22 protein-coding genes are annotated in these 24,851 nt (G+C 71.0%); 9 read left to right on the top strand and 13 right to left on the bottom strand.

The genetic code is table 11. The features are described from left to right. Nucleotides 1-15: 15 nt before the first annotated feature. Nucleotides 16-1,521 carry a HAMP domain-containing sensor histidine kinase gene (locus FHT38_RS08950; RefSeq protein WP_221213988.1) on the bottom strand — a complete coding sequence of 502 codons (1,506 nt, stop codon included), beginning with the start codon at nt 1,519-1,521 and terminating at the stop codon, nt 16-18. A 63-nt stretch (nt 1,522-1,584) separates the two neighbouring features. Here FHT38_RS08950 and FHT38_RS08955 point away from each other — a divergent pair, with 63 nt between their 5' ends. After that, nucleotides 1,585-1,890, top strand: coding sequence for a hypothetical protein (locus FHT38_RS08955; protein WP_183491355.1), 306 nt, complete (start codon nt 1,585-1,587; stop codon nt 1,888-1,890). An 82-nt stretch (nt 1,891-1,972) separates the two neighbouring features. Beyond that, nucleotides 1,973-2,770 (top strand): MipA/OmpV family protein, encoded by a 798-nt coding sequence (locus FHT38_RS08960; protein ID WP_183491357.1) that lies wholly within the window; start codon nt 1,973-1,975, stop codon nt 2,768-2,770. A 147-nt stretch (nt 2,771-2,917) separates the two neighbouring features. Here FHT38_RS08960 and FHT38_RS08965 read toward each other — a convergent pair whose 3' ends face one another. Next, nucleotides 2,918-3,745, bottom strand: a complete 828-nt coding sequence (locus FHT38_RS08965; protein ID WP_147241622.1) for a thymidylate synthase — start codon at nt 3,743-3,745, stop codon at nt 2,918-2,920. A 40-nt stretch (nt 3,746-3,785) separates the two neighbouring features. Beyond that, entirely contained in the window at nt 3,786-5,642 is a 1,857-nt protein-coding gene (locus FHT38_RS08970) for an ABC transporter transmembrane domain-containing protein (protein ID WP_183491359.1), read from the bottom strand. A gap of 166 nt (nt 5,643-5,808) precedes the next feature. Between FHT38_RS08970 and FHT38_RS08975 the strand changes: the two genes are divergently transcribed. The 4 genes from FHT38_RS08975 to FHT38_RS08990 all read left to right on the top strand — a co-directional run bounded on the left by FHT38_RS08975 (nt 5,809) and on the right by FHT38_RS08990 (nt 10,866). Next, on the top strand, nt 5,809-6,330 hold the full coding sequence (locus FHT38_RS08975; RefSeq protein WP_183491361.1) for a MarR family winged helix-turn-helix transcriptional regulator: 522 nt from the start codon (nt 5,809-5,811) through the stop codon (nt 6,328-6,330). 73 nt (nt 6,331-6,403) lie between these two features. Continuing rightward, complete coding sequence (locus tag FHT38_RS08980; protein WP_183491363.1) at nt 6,404-7,873, top strand: efflux transporter outer membrane subunit; 1,470 nt, start codon at nt 6,404-6,406, stop codon at nt 7,871-7,873. Nucleotides 7,874-7,999: 126 nt separating this feature from the next. Then, complete coding sequence (locus FHT38_RS08985) at nt 8,000-9,265, top strand: efflux RND transporter periplasmic adaptor subunit (protein ID WP_091724416.1); 1,266 nt, start codon at nt 8,000-8,002, stop codon at nt 9,263-9,265. Then, a complete protein-coding gene (locus tag FHT38_RS08990) occupies nt 9,262-10,866 on the top strand; it encodes a DHA2 family efflux MFS transporter permease subunit (RefSeq protein WP_091724417.1) in 1,605 nt (534 codons plus the stop codon). The genes FHT38_RS08985 and FHT38_RS08990 overlap by 4 nt, the downstream gene beginning before the upstream one ends. Nucleotides 10,867-10,908: 42 nt before the next feature. Here the strand turns inward: FHT38_RS08990 and FHT38_RS08995 are convergent, their stop codons facing one another. Genes FHT38_RS08995 through FHT38_RS09015 form a run of 5 tightly spaced genes read right to left on the bottom strand, consistent with a single transcriptional unit; the run spans nt 10,909 to nt 15,860 of the window. Then, complete coding sequence (locus FHT38_RS08995) at nt 10,909-11,322, bottom strand: response regulator transcription factor (RefSeq protein ID WP_091725252.1); 414 nt, start codon at nt 11,320-11,322, stop codon at nt 10,909-10,911. 29 nt (nt 11,323-11,351) lie between these two features. Further along, nucleotides 11,352-13,640: an AsmA family protein gene (locus FHT38_RS09000; RefSeq protein WP_183491364.1), complete on the bottom strand. Its 2,289-nt coding sequence runs from the start codon at nt 13,638-13,640 to the stop codon at nt 11,352-11,354. Then, a complete protein-coding gene (locus FHT38_RS09005) occupies nt 13,631-15,106 on the bottom strand; it encodes a phosphatidylserine/phosphatidylglycerophosphate/cardiolipin synthase family protein (RefSeq protein ID WP_183491366.1) in 1,476 nt (491 codons plus the stop codon). Before FHT38_RS09005 ends, FHT38_RS09000 begins: the two co-directional genes overlap by 10 nt. A 3-nt stretch (nt 15,107-15,109) precedes the next feature. Next, nucleotides 15,110-15,646: a bacterioferritin gene (locus tag FHT38_RS09010; protein ID WP_091724420.1), complete on the bottom strand. Its 537-nt coding sequence runs from the start codon at nt 15,644-15,646 to the stop codon at nt 15,110-15,112. Nucleotides 15,647-15,683: 37 nt separating this feature from the next. Further along, on the bottom strand, nt 15,684-15,860 hold the full coding sequence (locus tag FHT38_RS09015) for a DUF1328 family protein (RefSeq protein ID WP_084452206.1): 177 nt from the start codon (nt 15,858-15,860) through the stop codon (nt 15,684-15,686). A 299-nt stretch (nt 15,861-16,159) separates the two neighbouring features. Between FHT38_RS09015 and FHT38_RS09020 the strand changes: the two genes are divergently transcribed. Beyond that, on the top strand, nt 16,160-16,684 hold the full coding sequence (locus FHT38_RS09020) for a hypothetical protein (protein WP_183491368.1): 525 nt from the start codon (nt 16,160-16,162) through the stop codon (nt 16,682-16,684). 22 nt (nt 16,685-16,706) lie between these two features. Further along, nucleotides 16,707-16,910 (top strand): hypothetical protein, encoded by a 204-nt coding sequence (locus tag FHT38_RS09025; protein WP_091724422.1) that lies wholly within the window; start codon nt 16,707-16,709, stop codon nt 16,908-16,910. 198 nt (nt 16,911-17,108) lie between these two features. Here FHT38_RS09025 and FHT38_RS09030 read toward each other — a convergent pair whose 3' ends face one another. Continuing rightward, nucleotides 17,109-17,768, bottom strand: coding sequence for an OmpA family protein (locus FHT38_RS09030; RefSeq protein ID WP_091725254.1), 660 nt, complete (start codon nt 17,766-17,768; stop codon nt 17,109-17,111). Nucleotides 17,769-18,097: 329 nt separating this feature from the next. On the opposite strand from FHT38_RS09030, the gene FHT38_RS09035 reads away from it, so the two are divergent. Further along, entirely contained in the window at nt 18,098-19,291 is a 1,194-nt protein-coding gene (locus FHT38_RS09035; protein ID WP_183491370.1) for an EAL and HDOD domain-containing protein, read from the top strand. Nucleotides 19,292-19,408: 117 nt separating this feature from the next. Here FHT38_RS09035 and FHT38_RS09040 read toward each other — a convergent pair whose 3' ends face one another. The 4 genes from FHT38_RS09040 to FHT38_RS09055 are packed head-to-tail and all read right to left on the bottom strand — an operon-like array spanning nt 19,409 to nt 24,673. Next, nucleotides 19,409-20,074, bottom strand: a complete 666-nt coding sequence (locus FHT38_RS09040) for a response regulator transcription factor (RefSeq protein WP_091724424.1) — start codon at nt 20,072-20,074, stop codon at nt 19,409-19,411. A 54-nt stretch (nt 20,075-20,128) separates the two neighbouring features. Then, entirely contained in the window at nt 20,129-21,283 is a 1,155-nt protein-coding gene (locus tag FHT38_RS09045; RefSeq protein ID WP_183491371.1) for an HlyD family type I secretion periplasmic adaptor subunit, read from the bottom strand. 21 nt (nt 21,284-21,304) lie between these two features. Then, the gene (locus FHT38_RS09050; protein WP_183491373.1) at nt 21,305-23,488 is read right to left on the bottom strand and encodes an ATP-binding cassette domain-containing protein; all 2,184 of its coding nucleotides are present in this window, start codon (nt 23,486-23,488) and stop codon (nt 21,305-21,307) included. 48 nt (nt 23,489-23,536) lie between these two features. Continuing rightward, nucleotides 23,537-24,673, bottom strand: a complete 1,137-nt coding sequence (locus FHT38_RS09055) for a TolC family protein (RefSeq protein ID WP_183491375.1) — start codon at nt 24,671-24,673, stop codon at nt 23,537-23,539. Nucleotides 24,674-24,851: the final 178 nt, after the last annotated feature.

Raw genomic sequence — 24,851 nt, forward strand, 5'->3', positions numbered from 1 at the left:
CCGAGCGCGCCGGGCTCAGCGCGGTCCGCGCGCTTCCCGGGGCATTGGCAGCGCGACCCGCACCAGCAGCCCGCCGCCCCGCGCGTCGTGCAGGGCGATGCGCCCGCCCAGGCCCTCCACCACCGCGCGGGCGATCGACAGTCCCAGGCCGCTGCCGGGCTCGCGCTGCGCGGGGTCCCGGAAGAAGCGGTCGAACACCCGCATCCGCAACGCGGCCGGGATGCCCGGACCCTCGTCGGCCACGGTGAGGAGCGCCTCGCCGGCCGCCTGCCGGAGCCCGACGCGCACCGTGCCGCCCGCCGGTCCGTACTTGACGGCGTTCTCGACCAGGTTGTCGACCAGCGACTCCAGCGCGCCGCGCTGGCCCTCGACGCACAGGTCGGGCGCCGCGGTCAGCTCCAGCTCGACCGAGCGCGCCGACGCCAGCGGCGACAGGGCCGCCAGCCGGTCCTGCAGCAGGCGGTCGAGGCGGATGCGCTCGCGCCGCTCCGCGCCGGGCGCCTCGCTGCGCATCAACCGGAGCAACTGGTTGACCATGCGCGACGCGCGATGGCCGCTGCTCAGCACGCCGGCCATCAGCTGGCGCTCCCGCTCGTCGCGCGCATCGGCGCGCAGCGCCTCGACGTTGACCAGCATCGCCGCCAGGGGCGTGCGCAGCTCGTGCGCCGCGTCGGCCACGAAGACGCGCTCGCGCTCGCTGCTGTCGGACACGCGTCGCATCCAGCCGTTGATCGCCTCCACCATCACCGCCAGTTCGCGATGGCCCTCGCGATAGGCGAGCGGGGTCAGGTCCTGCGGGCCGCGCCGGGCCATCTCGCGCGCCACCGCGCTCCAGGGACGCATCGCCAGCCGGATCGACAGCCAGGCCGGCACCACGAGGATGGGCAGGCTGATCAGCAAGGGCAGCAGGTAGAAGCCCTTGGAGTAGATCGTGATGAAGACGTTCCACCCCTGGTTGCGCGCGAACATGGTCGTGCGCGTCCCCGAGGGCGCCTGCATGGTCTTGGCGACGTAGGCGACGTCGCCCAGGCGCAGCGGGAACTGGCGGTCCAGCGGCCCTTCGGGGACGAAGTCGGGCGCCTTCGGACTGCGGTACACGATGCGCCCGTGCTGCTGGACGACGAAGCCCGGCAGCGGGTCGTTGATCGCGTCGTAGTCCTCGACGATCGCCTCGTGGGCGCGGTCGAGCACGCGCTGGCGGCGGTCGGGATCGTCGGCCAGCTCGTCGGCGATCGCATTGATGGTCTCGTAGAGCTTGCGGGTGTCGAGCAGCGGCCGGGCGCCCTGGCTCAGCAGGTAGCCCGCGCCCGCCGACCACAGCAGCGTCAGCAGCAGCATCTGCGCGATCAGCAGCCGCCGCACCAGGCTGGGTTGGGTGAGGGCGCGCGTGAAGTCGCGCACGCGTGAGGCCCCGATGAGCTGCATCTTCATGCCGGCCATTGGACCAGCACCGCGGCCCGGCACGCGCCGCGCCGCGCGGCGCTTCATGCTTTCTTCATGCGTGGAAAAGGTCGGCTTCATGGACCGCTTTGACACTGCCGACGCGTTCCAGGCCCCGTCTGGCGCAGTTCAGGGAGCAACGAAGTGACTGCCGTATCCGACCTCCACCCGCCGGCGCGCGGGCCTCATGCCCGACCGCGGCGCAAGCTGCGCGCGCCGCCGGCCTGCGTGATCGTCTGCGCGCTGAGCGCGTGCGCCGCGAGCGTCGAGCCGCTGCTGGCGGCGCATGGACGCGGCGACTTCGTCGTCACCTGCGACGGGCCGGAAGGCTGGGCCGCCTGCGAGCGCACGGCGGCTGAATGGTGCAACGGCCCTTACCGCGTCACCGATCGCCGCGAGCACGGCATGCGCCTGTCCGGCGAATGCCGCCCCTTTCAGCGCTACGAGTGAGCGTTTCCCATGGCCGCCGGTCCTCGAGCGCTCGAGCGCTCGAGCGGCGGTCCTCTTTCCCATGATCGACATGACCACAACCATGAAGTTTTCCCCCCTCGCCACCGCCGTCCTGCTGCTGCCGCTGTGCGTTGCGGCCCAGGCGCAGACCGCGCCCGCATCCACGCCGACGTCCACCATCGTCGTCCAGGGCGGCGTGGCCGTCGCCACGCGCTATGCCGGTTCGGACGAGCATCTCGTCGCGCCGTTGCTGGGGGTGGAGTACGCGCATGCCAGCGGCTTCTTCCTGAGCACGCAGCGTGGCCTGGGTTATGCGGGATCGACCGGCGGCCTGAGCTACAGCGCGGCGCTGGGCTACCGCGGCAAGCGCGAAGAGAAGGAGACCAAGGGACTGGGCGGCAACAGCGGCAGCAAGTACCTGCGCGGCATGGGCGAGGTGAAGGGCAGCGCCACGGCGCACCTGACGCTGGGCTATGCGGTGACTGATTGGCTCGAACTGCAGATCGCCACCGAGCAGCCGATCACGGCGCGGACCAACGGCGCGCTCTACAGCCTCGGCGCGGCGGCCACGGTGCTGTCGGGCGGCAGGAACACGGTGGTGCTGTCGGTGTCGGCCAACGCGGCGGACAAGAAGTACATGCAGACCTATCACGGCGTGACCGCCGCGCAGTCGGCGCGCTCGGGTTATGCGGTGTTCATGCCCAAGGCCGGCGCCCACATGGCCGAAGGCGGCTTGAGCTGGCAGCACAAGCTCTCATCGGACTGGCGCATCACCGGCATGGTCGGCGCGCAGCGCCTGCTCGGCGACGCGCGCAAGAGCCCCCTGACGCGCCGCGCGACCTCGCCGGTGGGGGCGGTGTATGTGAGCTACTCGTATTGATGAGCAATGGCCCGGCGATCGCCGGGCGCCCGCTTGCCATGCGAATCGGTTGTCGATCCGCATGGCGCCCATTCCCCACGCCTTGAGTTCGCGCTTGATCGCGAGTTCGCCGACCGCATCAGGTCGACCGGGAGCGCGCCCTGGGTGTCACACCGCCACCGGCGCCTTGATCGCCGCGTGGTGCTGGTAGTCGCGCAGCTCGAAGTCGTCGAACTCGTAATCGAAGATCGAGGCCGGCTGGCGCTTGATGTGCATCGTCGGGTAGGGGAAGGGCGCGCGCTCCAGCTGCGTCCGCACCTGCTCGAAGTGATTCGCGTAGATGTGGCAGTCGCCGCCGGTCCAGATGAAGTCACCCAGGCCCAGCCCGCATTGCTGCGCCAGCATCTGCGTCAGCAGCGCGTAGCTGGCGATGTTGAAGGGCACCCCCAGGAAGATGTCGGCGCTGCGCTGGTACAGCTGGCAGGACAGCCTGCCGTCGGCCACGTAGAACTGGAAGAAGGCGTGGCACGGCATCAGCGCCATCTGGTCCAGCTCCGCCACGTTCCAGGCCGAGACGATGATCCGGCGCGAATCCGGGTTGGTCTTGAGCTGCTTCACCACCTCGGCGATCTGGTCCACATGGCCGCCGCCCGCCTTGGGCCAGCTGCGCCACTGCACGCCGTAGACCGGCCCGAGGTCCCCGTCCTCGCGCGCCCACTCGTCCCAGATCGTGCAGCCGCGCTCCTGCAACCACTTGACGTTGGAGTCGCCGCGCAGGAACCACAGCAGCTCCAGGATGATCGACTTCAGGTGCACCTTCTTCGTCGTCACGAGCGGGAACCCCTCGTTCAGGTCGAAGCGCATCTGATGCCCGAAGACGCTGCGCGTGCCCGTGCCCGTGCGGTCGCCCTTGGCGACGCCGTGCTCGTACACGTGGCGCATGAAGTCTTCGTACTGGCTGCGCACCGGGCGTGCGGCGGTGGTGTCTGCGGTCATGGGGCGCGATTCTAGAGAAGCCCGGGAGCCCCGCCGGGCGTCAGGCATTGAACTGCAGCGCCGCCAGGCGCGCATACAGCCCGCCGCGTGCCACCAGCTCGGCATGCGTGCCTTGCTCGGCGATGCGGCCGTGGTCCATCACCACGATGCGGTCGGCGCGCTGCACCGTCGCCAGCCGGTGCGCGATCACCAGCGTCGTGCGGTCGCGCATCGCCTCGTCCAGCGCCTGCTGGACCAGTCGCTCGCTTTCGGCGTCCAGCGCGCTGGTGGCTTCGTCGAGCAGCAGCAGCGGCGCGTCCTGCAGCATCGCCCGCGCGATCGCGATGCGCTGGCGCTGGCCGCCGGACAGGCGCACGCCGCGCTCGCCGAGGAAGCTGTCGTAGCCCTGGGGCAACTGGCGGATGAACTCGTCGGCATGCGCGGCCCGCGCCGCGGCGATGACCGCCTCGCGGCTCGCGTCCGGACGGCCATAGCGGATGTTGTCCAGCGCGCTGGCCGAGAAGATCACGCTCTGCTGCGGCACCAGCGCCATGCGCGCGCGCAGCTCCGCCAGCCGCAGCCGGTCCACCGGCACGCCGTCCAGCAGCAGCGCCCCCGACTGGACGTCGAAGAATCGCTGCAGCAGCTGCAGCACGGTGCTCTTGCCGGCGCCGCTCGGGCCGACCAGCGCGACGGTCTCGCCGGGTTCGATGCGCAGGCTGAAGTCGTCCAGCGCGGCGCGGTCCGGCCGCGACGGGTAGTGGAAACGCACCTGCTCGAAGGCGACGCGCGCCGGGCCGGTCGACGCGGGCAGCGCCACCGGCGCGGCCGGATCCGCCACCGGCGACTGCGCGGCGAGCAGCTCCATCAGCCGCTCCGTCGCGCCCGCGGCGCGCAGCAGGTCGCCCCAGACCTCGGCCAGCACCGCCACCGACGACACCAGCAGGATCACGTAGACCACCGTCTGCCCGAGGTGCCCCGCGCTGATCCGGCCGGCCATCACCGCCTGCGTGCCCTGGTACAGGCCCCACAGCAGCGCGCCGAAGGTGGCGGTGATGATGAAGGCGACCAGGAAGGAGCGCACCCGGGTGCGCTTGCGGGCGGTGTCGAAGGCGGCCTCGCTGGCGGCATCGAACCGGGCCGCCTCCCGCGTCTCCTGCGCGTGCGACTGCACGACGGTGATCGCGTTGAGCATCTCCGCCGCGATCGCGCTGGTGTCGGCGACGCGGTCCTGGCTCGCCCGCGACAGGCGGCGCACGCGTCGCCCGAAGAACATCGCCGGGGCCACCACCAGCACCAGGATGCCCAGCACCTGCGTCATCACCCACGGGTTGCTGGCGATCAGCAGCGCCACCGCGCCCACGCCCATGATCAGGTTGCGCAGCCCCATCGACAGGCTGGAGCCGACGATGCTTTGGATCACCGTGGTGTCGGTGGTGATGCGGCTGATGACCTCGCCGGTCTGGGTGGTCTCGAAGAATTCGGGGCTCTGCCGCAGCACATGGCTGTAGACGGCGGTGCGCAGGTCCGCGCTGACGCGTTCGCCCAGCCAGCTCACCGCATAGAAGCGCAGCGCCGAGAACACGCCCAGCGCCGCGCCGGTGGCGAACAGCCAGAGGAAGTGCTCCCGCAGCGCCATCAGCCGCTCGCCCGGGTCGGCGGCGACCAGGCCCTGGTCGATCAGCTGGCGCAGCGCGATCGGGAAGACCAGCGTCGCCGCCGCCGCCATCACCAGGAAGACGATCGCCGCGGCGATCCGCCCCCGATACGGCCGCAGGAAGGGCCACAGCGCCGGCGCCATCGCCCGCAAGGGGGGCGGGCTGCGCACGGCGTTTGCCTGAGCCTCAGCCGAAGGGCCGGTGCCGGGGGGCGAAGCAGGGGTGGTCGAGGCGCCCGGGCGCGTCGAGGAGGGAGACATGGCGGACATCGAATCAGTTTAGGGGGCCGGTGTGGCGGAAAAGTCCCCACCCGCAGAAAGCCCATCCCAGGCAGTGATTGGCGAGGCAATCATTGCCTAAGCAATAATTGTCATCAAGTCTTTCCGCAGCCTGCCTCCCGGAAAGCCGAAGTCAGAAAGCCCAGCCATGAGCCCCAACTTGCCGCCTCCCGCCGATTTCTACAGCGCCGACAGCTTCACCTCCGAGCCCAGCCTGGGCTGGCTGCTGCGCCAGATCAAGCAGTCGATGGTGCTGCAGGCCGACAAGATGCTGGGCCAGCACGACCTGACCCACGCCCAGTGGGCGCCGATGCTGCGCCTGCGCTTCAACGGCCCGATGTCCAGCGCGGCGCTCGCGCGTGAACTGGCGATGGACGGCGGCGCGATGACCCGCCTGCTGGACCGGCTCGAGGCGAAGAACCTGGTGCGCCGCGAGCGCTCGGTCGAGGACCGGCGCGTGGTGATGGTGTCGCTGACCGAGGTCGGCGTGAACGCGATGGCGGCCGCGCCGGGCGTGCTGTCCAAGGTGTTCAACGATCACCTGGCCGGCTTCACCGACCACGAGTTCCGCACGCTGATCGGCCTGCTGCAGCGCGTCGTCGCCAACGGCCATGCGATCCGCGACGCGGGCCTGAGCTCCGAGACCTCGATCCTGGACAAGGACGATTGACCCGCACTTGTCGATGACGATCTCCCGCTGCTCTCTCCCCCTTCACAAGAACAACAGTCCCGAGGAACCCCCGATGACCTCCCGATCCCTTCATCGCACGACGCTGGCGCTGGCCATGGGCGCGGCGCTGCTGATGGTGCTCGCCGCCTGCGCGCCCATCCCCAAGCTGGCCGAGCCGGGCCGGCCGATCGACGGCGACGAGGCCGCCGCGCGCCTGGGCCTCGAGGCCGGCCCGGCCGAGGCGCTCGACGCGCAATGGTGGAAGGCCTTCCGCGATCCGCAGCTGGACGCGCTGGTCGACCAGGCGATCGCGAATTCGCCGACGCTGGCGCTGGCGCGGGCCCGCATCGCCCGTGCCGCGGCGCTGACCGAGAACGCCGAGGCGGCCCGGCGGCCGGCGGCGGAGCTCGAGGCCGACGCGACGCGCCAGCGCTTCAGCGAGCACGGCATCTACCCGCCGCCGCTGGCGGGCAGCGTGCGGACGCTGGCCAACATCCAGGCCGGCCTGAGCTACGAATTCGACTTCTTCGGCAAGCACGATGCCGCGCTGCAGGCGGCGCTGGGCCAGCAGCGCGCCGCCCAGGCCGACGCGGCCGCCGCGCGGCTGAGCGTGTCCAACGCCGTCGCCAAGGCCTATGTCGCGCTGGCCCGCAGCCAGGCGCAAGGCCGCCTGCTGGAGCAGCAGAAGGCCTTGCGCGACCAGAGCCTGGACCTGGTGCGCCAGCGCAGCGCCGCCGGGCTGGACAACGGCCAGGACCTGCGCTTGGCCGAAGCGCCGCTGCCCGACATCCAGCGCCAGCAGGTCGTGCTGCGCGAGCAGCAGGCGCTGCTGCGTCACCAGATCGCCGCGTTGACGGGGCAGGGGCCGACGGCCACCGCGTCGCTGGATGCGGCGCTGCCGGCTGCGCTGGACTGGCGCCAGGCGCCCCACCTGGACCTGCTGGGCCGCCGCCCGGACCTGGCCGCCGCGCGCGCCCGGGTCGAGGCCACCGCCCAGGACATCCGCGTCGCACGCGCGCAGTTCTATCCGAGCGTCAGCCTCACGGCCTTCGTCGGCCTGAACTCGATCGGGCTGGACGATCTCTTCAAGAGCGGCAGCCGCCAGTACGGCGCCGGCCCGGCGCTGCACCTGCCGCTGTTCGACAGCGGCCGGCTGCGCGCCAACCTGCGCGGCAGCGCTGCCGAGCAGGACGCCGCCATCGCCAGCTACAACGCCGCCGTGCTGGACGCGGTGCGCGACGCCAGCGACCAGGTCACGACGCTGGATTCCCTGCGCCTGCAGGGCGCGCAGCAGGACGCGCTGGTGGCCAACGCCGACAGCCAGGCCGCGCTGGCCGAGCAACGCCATCGCGCCGGCCTGACCGGTCGCTTGGCGCTGCTGACCGCGCAGCAGAACCAGCTGCTGCAGCAGCGCGGCCGCATCGACCTGCAAGCGCTGACCGTCGACGCGCAGATCAACCTGATGCGCGCGCTGGGCGGCGGTTACAGCGAACCCCGCCGCGCCGAGGCGCCCGCGCCGACCGCGCCGGCCGGGCGCGGCTGACCCCCTGTCCCCCAGGACGCTTCCGCAGGCAGCAACCGAACCCGCATCCGGACGCCGGCAGCCCGTGCCGCCAGCCTTCCTCCGACTTCCGCGCCCTTCGCGCGACGACATTCCGCAGAGCACACCATGAGCGCAACGCCCCCGAACAACACGCAAGCTCCCGCCAAGAACGGCGCCCGCAAGAAGGGCCTGACCGTCATCGCCGCCGCCGTCATCGTCGCCGGCCTGGTCTATGGCGGTTATGAATGGATCGTCGGCCGCCGCTACGAGACGACCGACAACGCCTACGTGCAGGCCAACGTCGTGCAGATCACGCCGCTGGTGGGCGGCACCGTCCGTGCCGTCTATGCCGACGACACCGACTTCGTGAAGGCCGGCCAGAAGCTGGTCAGCCTGGACCCGGTCGATGCGCGCGTCGCGCTGGAGCAGGCGCAGGCGCAGCTGGCCCAGACGGTCCGCGAGGTCCGCACCCTGTATGCCAACAACAGCGGCCTGGAAGCGCAGGTCAAGGTGCGCGAGGCCGACCTCAAGCGCGTCGCCTCCGACATGGAGCGCCTGCAGGCCGACGTCGCCCGCCGCCAGCCGCTGATCGCCACCGGCGCGGTCGGCAAGGAAGAGCTGGAGCATGCCCAGTCGCAGCTGACCGCCGCCCGCGCGCAGGCCGCCGCCGCGCAATCGGCGCTGCAGGCCGCGAAGGACCAGCTGGCCTCCAACCAGGTGCTGACCGACGGCGTCAAGGTCGAGGACCATCCCAACGTGCTGCGCGCCGCGGCCCGCCTGCGCGAGAGCTACCTGGCGCTGCAGCGCGCCGAGCTGATCGCGCCGGTGGACGGCTGGGTCGCGCGCCGCTCGGTGCAGCTGGGCCAGCGCGTGGCCGCCGGCGCGCCGCTGATGGCGGTGGTCGGCCTGCAGCAGGTCTGGGTCGACGCCAACTTCAAGGAAAGCCAACTGGCCAAGCTGCGCATCGGTCAGAAGGCGACGTTGGAGGCGGACGTCTACGGCAAGAAGACCGAGTACCACGGCACGGTCCAGGGCCTGGGCGCCGGCACGGGCGCGGCCTTCGCGCTGCTGCCGGCGCAGAACGCCACCGGCAACTGGATCAAGGTGGTGCAGCGCGTGCCGGTGCGCATCGCGCTGGATCCGAAGGAAGTGCAGGAGCACCCGCTGCGCGTGGGCCTGTCGATGGACGTGCAGGTCGACGTCCGTGAGCAGGGCGGCCAGATGCTGGCCGCCGCGACCGGCGCCAGCGCGCCGCGCCTGCAGACGACGATCTTCGACGCGCAGGAGAAGGCCGCCGACGAGCAGGTGAACCGCATCATCGCGGCCAACCTCGGCAAGGCGGCCGCCGCCAGGACCTCGACCTCGGCCTCGACCACCACGCGCGTGCAATGAGCAATTCCACTTCCATGGATGCGGCACCGGCGCCCGTGCCGTCCGCCGCACCGGTCGCGCCGGCCGCGCCGCCGCCGCTGACCGGCACGGCCCTGGTGCTGGGCACGATCTCGCTGTCGCTGGCGACCTTCATGAATGTGCTGGACTCGTCCATCGCGAACGTGTCGCTGCCGGCCATCGCGGGCGATCTGGGCGTGAGCCCTGTGCAGGGCACCTGGGTGATCACGAGCTTCGGCGTGGCCAACGCGATCTCGGTGCCGCTGACCGGCTGGCTGACCCAGCGCTTCGGCGCGGTGCGGCTGTTCACGATGAGCGTGCTGCTGTTCGTGCTGGCGTCCTGGCTGTGCGGCTTCGCCCATTCGCTGGAGATGCTGGTGGCGGCGCGGGTGTTCCAGGGGCTGGTGGCCGGGCCGATGATCCCGCTGTCGCAGACGCTGCTGCTGGCGAGTTATCCCAAGCACAAGGCGGGCACGGCGCTGGCGCTGTGGGGGATGACGACGCTGGTGGCGCCGGTGGTGGGGCCGCTGCTGGGCGGCTGGATCACCGACAACGTCACCTGGCCGTGGATCTTCTACATCAACGTCCCGGTCGGCCTGTTCGCGGCCGGCCTGACCTGGAGCATCTACCGGACGCGCGAGACGCCGGTGAAGAAGCTGCCGATCGACACCATCGGGCTGGCCCTGCTGGTGCTGTGGGTCGGCTCGCTGCAGGTGATGCTCGACAAGGGCAAGGAGCTCGACTGGTTCGCGTCGAACCAGATCGTCGCGCTGGCCGTGATCGCGGTCGTGGGCCTGGCGGTGTTCATCGTCTGGGAGCTGACCGACGACCATCCGGTGGTGGACCTGCGGCTCTTCGCGCGGCGCAACTTCCTGTTCGGCGCCTCGGTGCTGTCGATCGCCTACGGGCTGTTCTTCGGCAACGTCGTGCTGCTGCCGCTGTGGCTGCAGCAGCACATGGGCTACACCGCCACGGCCGCGGGCTTCGCGCTGGCGCCGGTGGGCGTGCTGGCGATCCTGCTGTCGCCGGTGGTGGGGCGCAAGGTGTCGACGTGGGACCCGCGCGCGATGGCGAGCTTCGCGTTCGTCGTGTTCGCGATCGTGCTGTTCATGCGCTCCAAGTTCACGACCGACACCGACCTGGCCGCCATCATGGTGCCCACCATCCTGCAGGGCGGGGCGCTGGCCTTCTTCTTCATCCCGCTGACGACGCTGACGCTGTCAGGTATCACGCCGGAGCGGATCGCCGCGGCGGCGGGCCTGTCCAACTTCGTCCGGATCACGGCGGGGGCGATGGGGACGTCGATCTCCACGACCCTGTGGGAGAACCGCGCGACGCTGCATCACCATCACCTGGCGGAGCGCCTGGCGCTGGGCGACGTGCCGGAGACGCAGGCGATCGAGACCTTGCAGCGCCAGGGCTTCAGCCATGACCAGGCGCTGGCCTACCTGAACCGGCTGGTCGACCAGCAGGCCTTCACCCGGGCGGCGGACGACATCTTCCTGGCCTCGGCGATCCTGTTCCTGGTGCTGATCGCCTTCGTCTGGCTGACCAAGCGCCCGCCGAAGATGGGCGCGCCGGTGGACGCGGGCGGGGCGCACTGAGCGCCAGCGGCCTCACGCCCACCAGCGAACTTCAGTGGCGGTTCACGCCTTCGACGACGCCAGGTCCAGGCAGTAGGCGATGAGCTCGTCGAGCTCGCTGGACTTGTCGAATACCCGGTCGGCGCCGAGCTGCTCGCAGCGCTGGCGCATGTCGACGGTGGCGTAGTTGGTCAGCACGATCAGCTTGGCCTCGGGCTGCAGCAGCCGGGCCTTGGGCAGCAGCGACATGCCCGAGCCCCGCTTGAGGAACAGGTCGATGATCAGCAGGTCGCAGGGGACCGCCTCGTCATGCAGCCAGCGCAGCGCGGCGGCCTCGTCCTCGGCCTGGCCGACGACGGCCAGGTCCAGCATCTCCTGCAGCGTCGCCACGAGGTTCTCGCGGATGAGCGGGCTGTCCTCGACCAGGAAACAGTTCAGCGTGCCGGGCGTCGGATCGATGACGGGAACGGTGGACATGGGCGTGGGCATATGGGAGGCGCCCATTATCACGATCCCGGCCTCCGCTTCGACACGGGCGCCAGCCGGGCGTTGCATTCGGACAGCGCGCGCAGGCTTTCATCGTCCGGGTCCTCGCCCAGGTCGATCAGCGGCACGATCGCCGCCAGCGGCGCCACGGCCACGCCCAGCACCGCCGCCGGCACCAGCTTGCGCAGCAGCGGGGCCTTCTGCAGGCTGAGTCGCGGATCGCCCAATGTCCCCTGGATGTTCAAGGGCGTGCGCAGCGTCAGCGGGCTGCGGTCCTTCGGATCGACCTTGGCGACCAGGTTCAGCCGCTCGGTGGCCAGCGACATGTCGCCGTCGACCAGCACCACCGAATCCTTGGTGTCCACCACCATCGGCCGCGGCGTCACCATGCCGTCCTTGACCCGCAGATCGGCGACGCCGCAGTTCACCTGCAGGGCGTCGTCGCCGCGCACCAGCAGGCCCAGGCCCTGCGCGATGTCGATACCGGCAGCCTCGACGATCAAGTGCGACACCGTGCCATCGGTCCAGTACAGCACCATGCGGCCGTCGGCGCTGGCCAGCAGCTCCGCCGTCGAGCGCCCGACGCCATCCAGCGCGATGCGTCCGCCCATCACGCCGGTCACCCAGCGCTGTCCGTTCTTGCGCTCCAGGTTCAGCCACTGCTCCAGATGCACGCCCCTGACGCGTAGCCGCGCCTGCCACTGGGCCTTGGGCTCGCGGCCGTCCAGGCGCATCAGGCCGGCGACCTGGCCGCGCGCCACGCGGGCGTCGATGTCGCGCAGCTCCAGCACGCCGTCCTTCAGCACGATGCGGGCGTTCAGCGGCTCGGCCGCCTGCAGCAGGGCCGAGCCGGACTCGAAGCGCGCGAGCTTCACGTTCACGTTGGCGTTCATCGCACGCAGCGAGGGCAGGTCGAACTGCTTGTCCGGCAGCACGCGCGACGCGGCCTTTTTCGCCCGCGGGGCGCCCGGCTCGGCCGGCACGCCGACGGCCGGGCCCAGGTCGGCCAGCCAGAGCTCGCGGCCGCGCAGCTCGCCGGTCAGCGTCGGCACGGCGTTCTCGGGCTTGTCGTACTGGAATTCACCGCTGAGCTGGCTCTTGCCGATCGTGGCCTGCCGCACCGCGGTGGTCCAGCGCGTGCCCTCGCGGGTAAGCCGCCCGCGCATCGAGAAGGCCGGTGTGGTCGGCAGCGTGACGCCCAGCGGCTCGCCGACCGCGGCCAGCGACGGGCCGCTGAGGGTGTAGTCGCCCGCCAGCCCCTGGCTCACGAGCAGGTCGCGCACCTCGCCGTCGAAACTCAGCCGCGCCTGCCCGATGTTGCCGCGCAGCGTGACCGGCACGGCCGGCGCGTTCGGGTCGGAGGAGAGCCAGGGCAGCGCCGAGCCGGTCTGCAGCGAGGCCTTGATCGGCAGGTCGCGGAAGTGGCCCTCGGCATGGGCCGTCACCCCATAGCGGCCGCCTTCCCCAGGGCCCGGCTCGCCAGCGGGCGCGGACGCTCCCTTGGGCTTGCCCGCGACGCGCTCGCCGAAGTCGACCGCCAGGCGCGTGCCCGACGCCGCGGCGCTGGCCGCGCGGGCGGCCACGCCGGGCGGCGAGTCCGGCGACGCGCGTCGGGCGGTCGCGCCCGAGGCCCCGGCGCCTGCGGCGCTGGCGGCCTGCTCCGCCGTCGTCCAGGTCTCGCGCAGCGCGAAGCGTGCGAGCAGCGAGAGCCGCTGGATCTTGTCGTCCACCAGCGCCGTGCCCTGGCGGACCTCCAGCAGGTCGAAGCGGATGCCGTCGACGCGGGGGCGTTTTCGCACCTGGGTGTCGCTCGGCGGTTGATCGCCGAACTGCCAGCTGGCGCGGCCTTCGACATCGCGTTCCAGCCGCAGCGCCAGCTCGCCGGCCCGCAGCGCCTTCACGCGCAAGGCCTGGCCCTCATGGCGCAGTGCGAGCAGGTCGCTGTAGCGCAGCGTGAGGGCGGCATCCTGCGCCTGCAGCGTGGGGCCGCCGAGCGTGCTCCAGCTCGGACCGGCGACGGTGACGCTGTGCGCCCGCAGCCGCAGGTGCCCGATCAGCCGCAGTTGCCAGTCCTGGCCCTCGACGCCGTCGAAGCGCACCTGGCGGTCCAGCTTCTGGCTCAGCCATTGCTCCGCCGGACGGCGCAGGAAGGGCCAGCCCAGCCATTCGCAGACGCCGATGGCCACCAGCAGCATCGCCAGCAGCGTGAGCAGGCCCATCGCCCACCCGTGCCGGTGCCGATGTCGTCGAGGGGCCGGTCCCGGCGGCATGCCGCCCGGTTCGCCCGCGGGCGCGTCCTTCACCACCATTGTTCAAACATCCTCGAGAAGAATTCCTTGCCGCGCTGCCAGACGCCGCGGTCCTGCCAGCGTCGCAGGTCGATGGCCTGCGATGCGGCGCGGTCGCGCTCGAACATGCGGGTCATCGCGTCGCCGAAGTCCTCGCCCAGCACGACGGCGTTGACCTCGTTGTTGTAGACGAAGCTGCGCCAGTCCATGTTGCTGGAGCCGACGGTGGAGACGACGCCGTCGATCACCGCGGTCTTGGCGTGCAGCACCGCCTCCTGCAATTCATGGATGCGGACGCCGGACTTCAGCAGGCGCTCGTAATGGCTGCGGCCGGCGTGCATGACCGGCGAGAAGTCGCTGCGTGAGGGCAGGATCAGCTGCACGTCGACGCCGCGGTCGGCGGCCTGGCACAGCGCGTCGACCATGTCCTGGCCGGGCGCGAAGTAGGCCATCGTCAGGTACACGCTGCGCTGCGCCGCGCGGATGCTGCCCAGCAGCAGCGTGTAGATGCGGTTCTCGGTGTCCTGCGGCGTCGACGGGATCACCCGCATCAACTGGCGGCCGGGCGGCGGACCGGCCGGCGGCTCGATCGCGGTGACCGTGCCCTCGCATTGCTGCTGCGCCCAGACCTCGCGGAACATCGTGTGCAGCGCCCGCGTCGCCGGGCCGCGCACCTGGATCATGGTGTCGCGCCAGCCGTTGTCGCCGGCCTTGCCCTCCTTGCCGGCCTCGCCGTCGGCGCCGCTGGCAGCCGCCGCCGGCCGGGGCGACCGCGACGAGCCCCGGCTGCCGAAGCCGCCCGAGCCGGAGGAGTAGACCGCGCTGATGTTGATGCCGCCGGTGAAGCCGGTCTCGCCGTCGACGACCAGGATCTTGCGGTGATCGCGGTGGGTGATCTTGTGATACCGGGCGCGCTTGAGCGGGTTGACCGGGTTGAAGGCGCAGACGGCGATGCCGCCCTGGCGCATGCGGTCGAAGTAGGCGTCCTGCGTGCCCATCGAGCCGATGGCGTCGTACATCAGCGCGACCTCGACCCCTTCCGCCCGGCGCTGCAGCAGCAGGTCGGCCAGGCGCTGCGCGACGTCGGCGTCCTCGATGATGTAGCTCTCCAGCACGATCTGCCGGCGCGCCTGGCCGATGGCCGCGAACATCGCGGCGAAGGTGGCCGGTCCGTCAACCAGTAGCGACGCTTCATTGCCGGCGTAGAGGTCGACATCGCCGAACGAGGACATGGCGGCGATCTGCCGCTTGAGCAGCTCGGCCTTGCCCTGGGCGGCGGCCGCGCGCAGCGCCTGCTCGCGGCTGGCCTGGTTCATGGGTCCGCGCGGCCCGACGACGTCCACCTGCGCGGCGACCCGCGTCAGCGCGGGCGCCGACGCCGGCGGTTCGGGGACGCGGCCGTTGACCGGCGGACGCGGCGTGCCGCAGGCGACGAGGCCGAAGCTCGCGCCGAGCACCAGCAGCAGGGCCGCGACGCGCCGGCGCATCGCTCAATCCCTCAGCAGGTCGGCCAGGTCGTCGGCGTGCTCTTCCTCCTCGGCGAGCACTTCCTCGAGGATGCGGCGCGTCGTCGGGTCCTTGTCGCCGATCAGCTGGATCATCTGCCGATAGGCCTCGACGGCGATGCGCTCGGCCACCAGGTTGGAGCGCAGCATGGCCTTGAGGTCCTTGCTCTCGTCGTACTCGGCGTGGCTGCGGCTCGTCAGCGAGTCCGGCTTGAAGTCGGGATCGCCGCCCAGCTGCACGATGCGCTCGGCGAGGCGGTCGGCATGCACGGCTTCCTGCGTCGCATGCTCAAGGAACTCCTCGGCGATGCGGGGCGAGTTCAGACCGTGCGCGGTGAAGTAGTGGCGCTTGTAGCGCAGCACGCAGACCAGCTCGGTGGCCAGCGCGTCGTTGAGCAGGCGGATCACGTCGTCGCGCCACGGGCCGTAGCTGGGTGTGACCGGGCCTTCGTCCAGGTGCTGGCGAGCGCGTTGCAAGGCCTGCTCGTCCAGCTGCAGGTGCTTGTGTTCAGGGGCGTTCATGGGCGGGCTCCTCTGGATGCGGAAAACGGAGGGAGGGTCACTTTCGCAGCGCGTTCACGCCGGTGATGCCGAGCACCAGCAGCACCAGGAAGATGACCAGGAAGATCCCGAACAGGATCTTGGCGATGCCGGCGGCGCCGGCGGCGATGCCGGTGAAGCCGAGCACGCCCGCCACCAGCGAGATCACGGCGAAGATCAAGGCCCACTTCAACATGACGAATCCTTTCAGGTGAACGGCCGCGGCGCGGCGCTTGCAGGGCATGTTGGCGCCCCGCGGCGCGAGCGGGGATCAGCAGGGTCCACGTCCGGATGTAGGACATGACGCCGCAGCGCGCGCCCGCGCAGGGACCGCCTTGAAAGTGCCCGGCGGCGCCGTCGCGGCGCTGCCGGACTCGTCCTACACACGGCACCGGCGCGGTACGACAGACGCGGCCCGCGCATCGGCCTAGCCTTGCTTCATCCTCCCTTCCCGACGTCCGACTCCGTGGCGCCCCGCGCCGGAAAGGATTCAAGATGATCAAGCTCAATAAGACCCTCTCGTCGCCGTCCACCGCCGCGCTGGTGACCGCTGGCGCGGTGCTGTCGGCCGTGATGATGGTGGCCGCGCCGGCCTTCGCCGCCGGCAACTCCTCCAAGTCGGAGATCCAGCGCATCTACGAGAAGGAGCGCGCGGACTGCCTGGCCGGCAAGACCGGCCAGAGCCAGGCGACCTGTCTCAAGGAGGCCGGCGCCGCCCGTCAGGAGGCGATGCGCGGCAACCTGCGCACCGCCAGCACGCAGGAGCTGGCCAACAACGCGATGCTGCGCTGCCAGCGCGTCGCCGAGGCCGACCGCGAGGACTGCCGGATGATGGTCATGGGCCAGGGCACCCGCGATGGCAGCGTGCAGAGCGGCGGCATCCTGACGCGCATCGAACGCCTGGTGCAGGAGAACCCGACCGCCGCCGGTACGCCGTCGGCGCCGCCCAGCGCGCCGATGCGTCCGGGTCCCGACGTGCCGCCGCCGCGCCAGCCCAAGGCCAGCGCGCCGGCGCGCTGATCGATCGCCGAGGAGCGACACCATGCTGATGAAACGACTCGTCCCCCTGGCCCTGTCCAGCCTGGCCGGCTACGCGCTGTGGCAATGGCAGGCGCGGCGCACCGAGCAGCGCCTGAAGACCTCGCACGGGAAACCCGAGGAAATGACCACCTGGGAGGGCGAGGGCGGCGCATTGCATCGCACTGGCCCGCACATGGGACCCGAGCCCACCAAGCCGGCGCACTGACGCGCCCCGCGTCGCTCGCACCGGGCCGCGGAGCATTCCAACGGGCCCGATGCGAAAAGGCCTGCCACCCCTGTGCCGGGGTGGCAGGCCATTCTTCGTTGCCGGCGTCGTGGGCGGCGCCGCCGGGGCGCCGTCATGAGGACCCCGTCATGAGGACCGTCGGCAGCCGCGCCCGGTGGACACCGGGCGCGCCGCCGTTCAGCCGCCGGAGCCTTGTTGCGGCTCGCGCAGGAAGATCTCGACGCGGCGGTTCTTCGCGCGGTTCTCGGCGGTGTCGTTCGACACCATCGGCTCACGCGAGCCCCGGCCGGCGACCTCGATCCGGTCGGCCCGCACGCCGCGATCGGCCAGGTAGCCGCGCACGCTCTCGGCCCGGCGCAGCGACAGCGGATCGTTGATGGCGTCGCTGCCGGTGTTGTCAGTGTGGCCGACGACGCGCACCACCGTCGGCGACGGGTTGCTGTTGAGCCCGTTGGCGAAGGCGTCCAGCACCGGGCGCAGGCGCGGCTCCAGCGTCGCGCTGTTGGTCGCGAACGAGATGTCGCTCGGGACGTCGAGCTTGAGCTGGTTGTCGGCGGTCCGGGTCACCTCGACGCCGGTGCCTTGCGTGGCCTGCTCCATCGCGCGACGCTTGTCCTCCATGTGGCGCGACCAGACGTTGCCGGCCACCGCGCCCACGGCGCCACCGATCAGCGCACCGGTGCCGGCCTTGCCGCCGGTGGCCGAGCTGATCACCGCGCCGGTGACCGCGCCGATCGCGGCGCCGCCGGCGGTGCCGCGCTGGCGTTCATCCATGTTGGCGCAGCCTGCCAGGACGGCTGCCGCGAGGGCGGCCACGGCCAGACGAGGGTGTCGCATCTGCATGTCGTTTCTCCTTGTGATCCGGATAAGAAAACCCAACGGCCGCGGAGCCGGTCCCACCGATCCGCGCGGATGTCGCCCGCGCGGCGGTGGTCCGTCCGTGGCCGGCGGATGAGTTGCGCGCGCGCCGCGCCGGAGTTCCAGCGCACGCGCGCCCGACGTTGATCGCCAGGGGCAAGCGCGGCGCCCGCGCGATGCCTTGATCCCAGTCAGCGCAACCCACCTATAACTGCTAGTCGGTGGTCAGGGATGACAGGTGTTTGCTATTTGGTGTCGAGTGGGCGATTCCTAGCATGAAGCCTTGTTCTTCCACTCCGCGGAAAGTCATGTCCCGCCCCTCCGATACCGGCCGCATCCCCGTCAGCGATGCGTCATCGACTTCGCCGCCCGTCCCGTCGCGCGAACGCTCCAACCCCCACGTACCCCACGTACCCCACGTCCGCTACGCCAGCCAGCCGATCATCGATCGCACGGGTCGTGTCGTCGCGACCGAATTGCTGTTCCGCTGGAATGGCGATGATGGCCCGGTCGGCCCGGAACTCGGTGCCCACGCGACCGCCGCCGTGCTGTCCAACGCGCTGATCGACGGCGCGCTCCTGACCAGCGCGACCGCCGCGGAGCATCCGCTGGGGGACCTGCTGGTCAACATGGACGGTCGCACGCTGATGGGTCCGATCGCCGAGGCGATGACGCCCGACGTCGGCGTCATCGAGCTGCTGGAGACGGTCGAGGTGGACACGGCCCTGATGCAGCGCATCGAGGACCTTCATGGCCGGGGCTACCGCTTCGCGCTGGACGACATCGTCAGCCTGGACGATCCCCGATGGGCGCTGGCCCCCTGGGCCCAGTTCGCCAAGATCGACATGCTGGGCCTCGCGCCGCTGGCGTTGCGATCCTTGATCCGCCATGCCCATCAGCTTGGCCTGGCGGTCATCGCGGAGAAGGTCGACAACGATGAAGCCCACCAGCGCGCGCTGCGTGCCGGTGCCGACTTCTTCCAGGGTTATGGCATCGCGCGCCCCGCGACGGTCGCCGTGCCGGCATTGCCGGAGACCGATGCACGGGTGGTCGCCCAGCTTCTGCAGTTGGCCGCCTCGGGCGCCTGCGCCGCGACGCTGGCCATGGTCGCGGGCCTGCATCCCTCGCTGGTCGCGCGGCTGCTGCGCGTGCAGGAGATCCATGCCGCGCAGAGCGTGGCCACCTCCGAGTCGCTGGCGGAACTGCTGGCCTCGCTGCCTCGCCCCGTCCTGGTCGCGTGGTTGTCGGTGTTCGGCCTTGCCGCCATCCACGGCCGGGAGCATCAGCTCAGCGCCCTCCTGCGCGAGGAGCTCGCGCAGGGCCAGCGGCGCCTGAAGGAGCAGGGGCGGGTGAGATCGCCGACCGACGCCGACCGGGCCTCGTTCTACATGTGCCGGCAGCTGCTGCGCATGCGCCTGCGGCAAGGTGGACGCAACGGAGCGTCGGCCGCAGCGAAGCCCGTCGTGCGGCGCGCCGGCCCGCTGGAGGCGCCTCGCCTGTGAGCGCCGCGGCCGTCGATGCGGCCTTGCGCCGCATTCGACACCGCATTCCGACACCGCATGAAAAAGCCGCCCTCGGGCGGCTTTTTCGCGGAAGTGCGGCGACCGGCCGCAGCCGCCTCAGTCGTCGATCAGGCCATGCATGCGGGCGACGCTCGTCGCCATGGCGCGGGAGTTCACATTCAGCTTGCGATAGATCGAGCGCAGATGCTGGTTCACCGTGAAGCGCGAGATCGACAGGCGGTTGCCGATGTCCACGATGGGCAGGCCTTCGATCAGCAGGTTCAGCACGCTCCATTCGCGTTGGCCCAGGCCCAGCTCCTTGAGCTTCTGGACGCGGTCGACCTTGGGCTTCACGCCGGTCTCCAGGCTTTCCAGCTTGTCCAGCACCAGGCGCGACACCGCCGGGCTCAGCGGCGCGTGGCCGTTGTGGGTGGCGATGATCTTGTCGATCAGGCTGGGCTGGATCTCTTCCTTCAGCAGGTAGCCGGAAGCCCCCGAGCGCAGGCTGCGCATCACGTGCTTGGCGTCGCCGAAGGTGCTGATCACCAGGCTTCGCGCGTCGGGGCACTTCTCGGCGATCAGCTTGATCAGGTCGATGCCGTCCACGTCGGGCAGGCCCAGGTCGACCAGGTAGATGTCGGCGCGGTTGGCCAGGATCGCGGAGACCGATTCGCCGCGGTTGCGGCCGATGCCCACGATCTGGCAGGCGCTGCTGGCGGACACGACGTCGATCAGGCGTTGAAGAACCGTCGCGTCGTCTTCGATGATGGTGACAGTGATCATGTGTGAATCCCCTGATGGTTCGGTTTGTTGTGGAATCGAGGAGTGGGTCGTGCCTCAGCGCTCGCCGAGGGACTCCGACATCGTCTTCTTGACGGGCTTGAGCAGGTAGTCCAGCACCGTATGGCGGCCGGTGATGACCTCCACGGTGGCCGTCATGCCGGGTTGCATCACGACGCGCTCGGCCTTCGCGCCCTTGAAGCGCTTGCCGCTGACGCGGATGTGGGTCCGGTAATACGGCTGCTCGCCTTGCGGCGTGCGCTCCGTCAGCGCGTCGGGGCTGACGTAGGTCACGACGCCGTCGAGGGCGCCGTAGATGCTGTAGTCGAAGGCGTCGAGCTTGATCGTCGCCGGCATGCCGGGACGGACGAAGCCGATGTCGGCCGCGCGCAGCCGGGCTTCGATGATCAGGTCGTCGCCGGTGGGCAGCAGCTGCATGATTTCGTCGCCGGAGCGCAGCACCGCACCCACCGTGGTCAGCGTGATCAGGTTGACGACGCCGTCCACCGGGGCACGCAGCGCCGTGTGCTCGAGGTTGCCGCGGCGGTCGTTCAGCATCTGCTGCACGCTGGCGAGCTCTTCCTCGGTCTTGGCCAGTTCGGCCTGCGCGTCCTGCAGGAAGCGGTTGCGGCGAGTGGTGACCTGGCCGGCCGCCTCGTTCGCGGCGCGCTGCAGGCGCAGGAACTCGGCGGCGCTGATGTCGCCGGCCTTGAACAGCGGTTCGTTCAGCTCGACTTCCCGCCGGGCAAGGTCGGCGGACTTGGACAGCACCGCCAGCTCTTCCTGGAGCGCGGTCTGGCGGCGTTCATACAAGCGGCGCTGCAGGTCGTTGAAGGCCCCGGCGCCGGCGGGGCGGTAGGGCGTGCCGAGCGTCTCGGCGCGCAGTCGCGCCAGCGAGGCCTGCAAGGCCGCGGCCTTCTCGCTCGAATCCGCCAACGCGGCGCTGGCCTTGGTGTTGTCCAGCTGGACCAGCAGGTCGCCCTTGCGCACGGCCTCTCCCTCATGCACGAACAGACGTTCCACCACGCCTCCGTCGGGCGCCTGGATGACTTGTGTGCGGGAGGATGCCATGACCTTGCCGCCGGCGCGAGTCACCTGTTCGATCTCGCCCTGGGAGGCCCACCACAGGCCGGCTCCGAGGGCCGCCACGGTGGCGATGACGGTCCAGCGGACCCGGGTCTGGCCGTCGTGCGGCGCATTCGTGTGTTTCATGAGGATCTCCGGAAGACGGGGTCATGACGCCGTCGCGACGGCGCGGATGGCGGGCGGGGCGGGCGCGGCGGCCGTGGGGGAGGTGGCCGTTGCGGTGACGCGGCCCTGCAAGCGGGCGATGACCTCGTCCCGCGGCCCGTCCATCGCCACGCCTTGCGGCGTCAGCACGATCACGCGATCGACCAGCGCCAGCATCGAGAGGCGGTGCGTCACCAGCAGCAGGGTCGCCTCGGGTTTGAGGAGCTGCTTCATCAGGCGAACCGTCGACTGTTCCAGCGCGTCGTCCATCCCGGAGGTCGGCTCGTCGAGCAGCCACAGGGGACGGTCGGCCAGGACCAGCCGGGTCAGCGCGACCAGTTGGCGCTGGCCGCCGGACAGACCGCGACCGCCCTCGGACAGCTTCCGGTCCAGGCCCAGCGGGTGCTGCGTCACCATGGGCCAGAGGCCGGTCTTGCGGCAGGCCGCCATCAGCAGGTCGTCGCTGACGTCGGGCAGCCCGAACAGCAGGTTCTCGCGCAGCGTGCCGGCGAACAACCAGGCGTGCTGCGGCCCGTAGGCCAGATGCGACGCACGCCAGCCGGCGTGGATCTGCTGCTGGTCCACGCCGTCCAGGTAGACCGTGCCGCGCGTCGGCTTGGACAGGCCGCAGGCCAGCGACAGCAGCGTCGTCTTGCCGGCGCCGACGGTGCCCAGGATCGCGACCTTGTCGCCCGGACGGACGTGCAGATGACCGATGCGCAGCGGGTCCTTCTGGCCGGGGTAGGCGAACTCGACGTCGTCGAATCGCAGCTCGCCGCGGAGGGTCTCGGGGACGATGGGGCGCTCGATGGCCTCGTTGTCGACCTGCAGCTTGAAGATGGCGTCGAGCGCCTTCATCGAGGCCCGCGCGCTGCCCAGTTGCACCAGCAGCGGCGGGATGGAGGCCAGCGGCGACAGCACGCGGCCCGAGAGGATCGAGCAGGCGACGATCGCACCCTGCGTCAGGTGTCCCTCGATCGCGAGGACCGCGCCGACGCAGATCAGCGAGACGTAGCTCGCCTGCTGCAGGGCCGCGGCGATGTAGGAGGTGGTGTCGCTTTCATGCTTGAGGGCCAGGCTCTGCGTGGCATTCACTTCGCACAGGCCGGCCCAGCGCGCCTCGAAGCGCCAAGCGGCGCCCAGGCCCTTGATGGACTCCGTGCCTTCGATGGTTTCCACCAGCAGGCCGGTCTTGGCGTTCGCGCCGGACTGGTTGCTGGCGGTCAGGCGGACGATGCGCCGGGCGCGCAGCAGGCCGGTCAGCACGGTGACGCCGAACAGCACCAGCGCCGGCAGCGCCATCCAGAAGCCGCCGATCGCCGCGATCACCAGGGCGAAGATCAGGGCCATCGGCATGTCGAAGAGCAGGAACAGCGTGCTGGTCGACAGGATCCCGCGGATCGACTCGAAGCTCTGGACCTGCGACGCGAGCGTGCCGACCGAGCCCGGGCGCTGATCCAGGCGCACCGCGTTCAGGCGGGCCATCAGCGCCTTGGAGATGCCGACGTCCAGGCGCTTGAGTCGCGGCTCCAGCAGCGAGGCCCGGGCCAGCTTCAGCAGGAACTCGATCAGCACGGCCAGGCCGACGCCGGCGGTCAGCACCCACAGGGTCTGGACGCCCTGGTTCGGAATGACCCGGTCGTAGACCTGCATGGAGAAGAAGGAGATCGCGATGCCGATCGTGGCCAGCACCAGGGAGAGTCCGGCGGCCTCCATGAAGATCGGCCATTGCCCGCGGACCTGCGAGAGCATCATGCGGCGCGCGCTGGTGACGCTCGACGGCGCACGGTCCGCGTCGGCGATGGCGTGGAGGCAGGGAATGTCGTCGAGGACGAGCTCGCGATGGACGCCATCGGCGCCGGCGCAGGTCCACAGGCCGTGCGCGGTGCGGGCGGTCACCACTTGCCAGCCGTGTTCGGCGTGATGGCACAACAGGGGCAACGCGGCGCGTTGGGGTTCCGGCAGGACGACGAACCGGGTCTGCTCGTCCACTCGCCCGGCAAGTTCGCGCGCCGCGTCCAGGCCGTCCCCCGCGAGCGCCGACGACGCGGCGTGCTGGCGGATGCGTTCGATCGGAACGGGCCGGCCCGTGATGCGCATCCATTGGGTGAGGACGGCGGCAAGCGCGTCGGAGGCGGGCGGCGGCGCGGTCGTCGAATCGGACGACGAGGAGAGGAGGGCGGTCATGGCGGATCCTGAAATGAGGGCGACGAGGGGGATGCAGGCTGCGAGCGGTCAGTCGCCAGCGGCGGCGTCGCCCAGCAGCAGGCCGAGGCGGTAACGGCCGGCGCGTTCGTCGATCGCGGCGTCGCGCTGGGTCTGGCGGGTGGCGTGGGCTTCGCGGACCATGTTCAGCAGGTCCAGCCAGGCGCGTTTGCCGGCGTCGAATTGCCGGCGGTAGGACGCCAGCACCTCTTCGCCTGTGGCGGCGGTGAGCTCGGCGTTGCGCAACGACGCGCCGGCGGCGGCGAAGCGCGTGTACTCCAGCTGGTAGTTGCCCAGGAGGTCCTGTTCGGTCGCGTCGACCGCGGCCTCCGCGGCGGCGATGCGGGCCCGCGCGGCGTTGACGCCGGCGAGTCCCGACAGCCCGCCCTGCAGGCCCGCCTGGAACACGAGGCCGACGCGCTGGTCCCGGTAGGCGCCGCTCTGGTGCTCCAGGCGCAGGCTGATGGTCGGCAGCAGCGCCGCCTTGGCCTTGGCCAGTTCGTCGCGCGCCAGGTCGACGTTGGCGCGAGCCAGCGCAATCTCGGGCGAGAGCTGGATGCGGTCCAGCACCTGGTGCAGCTCGGGCGGGGCCGGCTGGGCGCCGTCGAGCGCCGCGCCCAGCGACGGCTCCACCGGGCGGCGCGCCAGGCGGGCGAGGCGGTCGCGCTGCAGGCCTTCCTCGAGCCGCGCCTGGGCCAGTTCGGCCTGGACGGCGCTTTCCCGGGAGGCCGCGAGCGCTGCATCGGCCTTTGTCGCGACGCCGGCTTGGTGGCGGCGCCGGATCATGTCCAGGAGTTGGCGGTGACTGTCCTGGAGCGTCTCGAGCGCCTGGACGCGTCCGCGCGCCTTTGCCCAGTCCGCCCAGGTCTGGACGATCCGGAGCTTGAGCTGCAGCTGCGCCGCGAGCAATTCCTGCTGGCTGCCGCGCAGGGCGGTCCGGGCGGCGCTGAGGTTGGCGGTCAGCAGGCCGCCGCTGAACAGCGGCTGCTGCACGCGCACCACGTTCACATAGCGATGGGTGCCGCCCGCGAGTTCCCGGCTGATGCTGGGCGACGGGCCGAACTGCCATTTCGCGGCGGTGATGCCGTCCTCGGCCGCGGTGATCGACGCCCGCGCGCGCTCGATCGAAGGATCTTCGGCCAGGGCGGTCAGCAGGAAGTCGTCCATCGCGGCGCCCCAGTGGGACGCGGGAGGCGTTACGGCAGGCTGGCTGGGGGCCGAGGCAACCGAGGCCGCGGCTTCAGGCGCGGGGATCGCCGCGGAGGCGTCGTCGGCGATGGCCGGGACGGCGGTGGCGGAGAGGGTCGCGGCGATCGCGATATATCGCCAGGTTTTCGAACCGGGA

Origin of the sequence: Mitsuaria sp. BK041 (assembly GCF_014193085.1) — a bacterium.
In the GTDB taxonomy this organism is placed as follows: domain Bacteria; phylum Pseudomonadota; class Gammaproteobacteria; order Burkholderiales; family Burkholderiaceae_C; genus Roseateles.

Coding starts and splice junctions, on each gene's coding strand:
- FHT38_RS08950 (WP_221213988.1), bottom strand. CDS start 1,521: ATGAAGCCGACCTTTTCCACGCATGAAGAAAGCATGAAGCGCCGCGCG.
- FHT38_RS08960 (WP_183491357.1), top strand. CDS start 1,973: ATGAAGTTTTCCCCCCTCGCCACCGCCGTCCTGCTGCTGCCGCTGTGC.
- FHT38_RS08965 (WP_147241622.1), bottom strand. CDS start 3,745: ATGACCGCAGACACCACCGCCGCACGCCCGGTGCGCAGCCAGTACGAA.
- FHT38_RS08970 (WP_183491359.1), bottom strand. CDS start 5,642: ATGTCTCCCTCCTCGACGCGCCCGGGCGCCTCGACCACCCCTGCTTCG.
- FHT38_RS08975 (WP_183491361.1), top strand. CDS start 5,809: ATGAGCCCCAACTTGCCGCCTCCCGCCGATTTCTACAGCGCCGACAGC.
- FHT38_RS08980 (WP_183491363.1), top strand. CDS start 6,404: ATGACCTCCCGATCCCTTCATCGCACGACGCTGGCGCTGGCCATGGGC.
- FHT38_RS08985 (WP_091724416.1), top strand. CDS start 8,000: ATGAGCGCAACGCCCCCGAACAACACGCAAGCTCCCGCCAAGAACGGC.
- FHT38_RS08990 (WP_091724417.1), top strand. CDS start 9,262: ATGAGCAATTCCACTTCCATGGATGCGGCACCGGCGCCCGTGCCGTCC.
- FHT38_RS08995 (WP_091725252.1), bottom strand. CDS start 11,322: ATGTCCACCGTTCCCGTCATCGATCCGACGCCCGGCACGCTGAACTGT.
- FHT38_RS09000 (WP_183491364.1), bottom strand. CDS start 13,640: ATGGTGGTGAAGGACGCGCCCGCGGGCGAACCGGGCGGCATGCCGCCG.
- FHT38_RS09005 (WP_183491366.1), bottom strand. CDS start 15,106: ATGCGCCGGCGCGTCGCGGCCCTGCTGCTGGTGCTCGGCGCGAGCTTC.
- FHT38_RS09010 (WP_091724420.1), bottom strand. CDS start 15,646: ATGAACGCCCCTGAACACAAGCACCTGCAGCTGGACGAGCAGGCCTTG.
- FHT38_RS09015 (WP_084452206.1), bottom strand. CDS start 15,860: ATGTTGAAGTGGGCCTTGATCTTCGCCGTGATCTCGCTGGTGGCGGGC.
- FHT38_RS09020 (WP_183491368.1), top strand. CDS start 16,160: ATGATCAAGCTCAATAAGACCCTCTCGTCGCCGTCCACCGCCGCGCTG.
- FHT38_RS09025 (WP_091724422.1), top strand. CDS start 16,707: ATGCTGATGAAACGACTCGTCCCCCTGGCCCTGTCCAGCCTGGCCGGC.
- FHT38_RS09030 (WP_091725254.1), bottom strand. CDS start 17,768: ATGCGACACCCTCGTCTGGCCGTGGCCGCCCTCGCGGCAGCCGTCCTG.
- FHT38_RS09035 (WP_183491370.1), top strand. CDS start 18,098: ATGTCCCGCCCCTCCGATACCGGCCGCATCCCCGTCAGCGATGCGTCA.
- FHT38_RS09040 (WP_091724424.1), bottom strand. CDS start 20,074: ATGATCACTGTCACCATCATCGAAGACGACGCGACGGTTCTTCAACGC.
- FHT38_RS09045 (WP_183491371.1), bottom strand. CDS start 21,283: ATGAAACACACGAATGCGCCGCACGACGGCCAGACCCGGGTCCGCTGG.
- FHT38_RS09050 (WP_183491373.1), bottom strand. CDS start 23,488: ATGACCGCCCTCCTCTCCTCGTCGTCCGATTCGACGACCGCGCCGCCG.
- FHT38_RS09055 (WP_183491375.1), bottom strand. CDS start 24,673: ATGGACGACTTCCTGCTGACCGCCCTGGCCGAAGATCCTTCGATCGAG.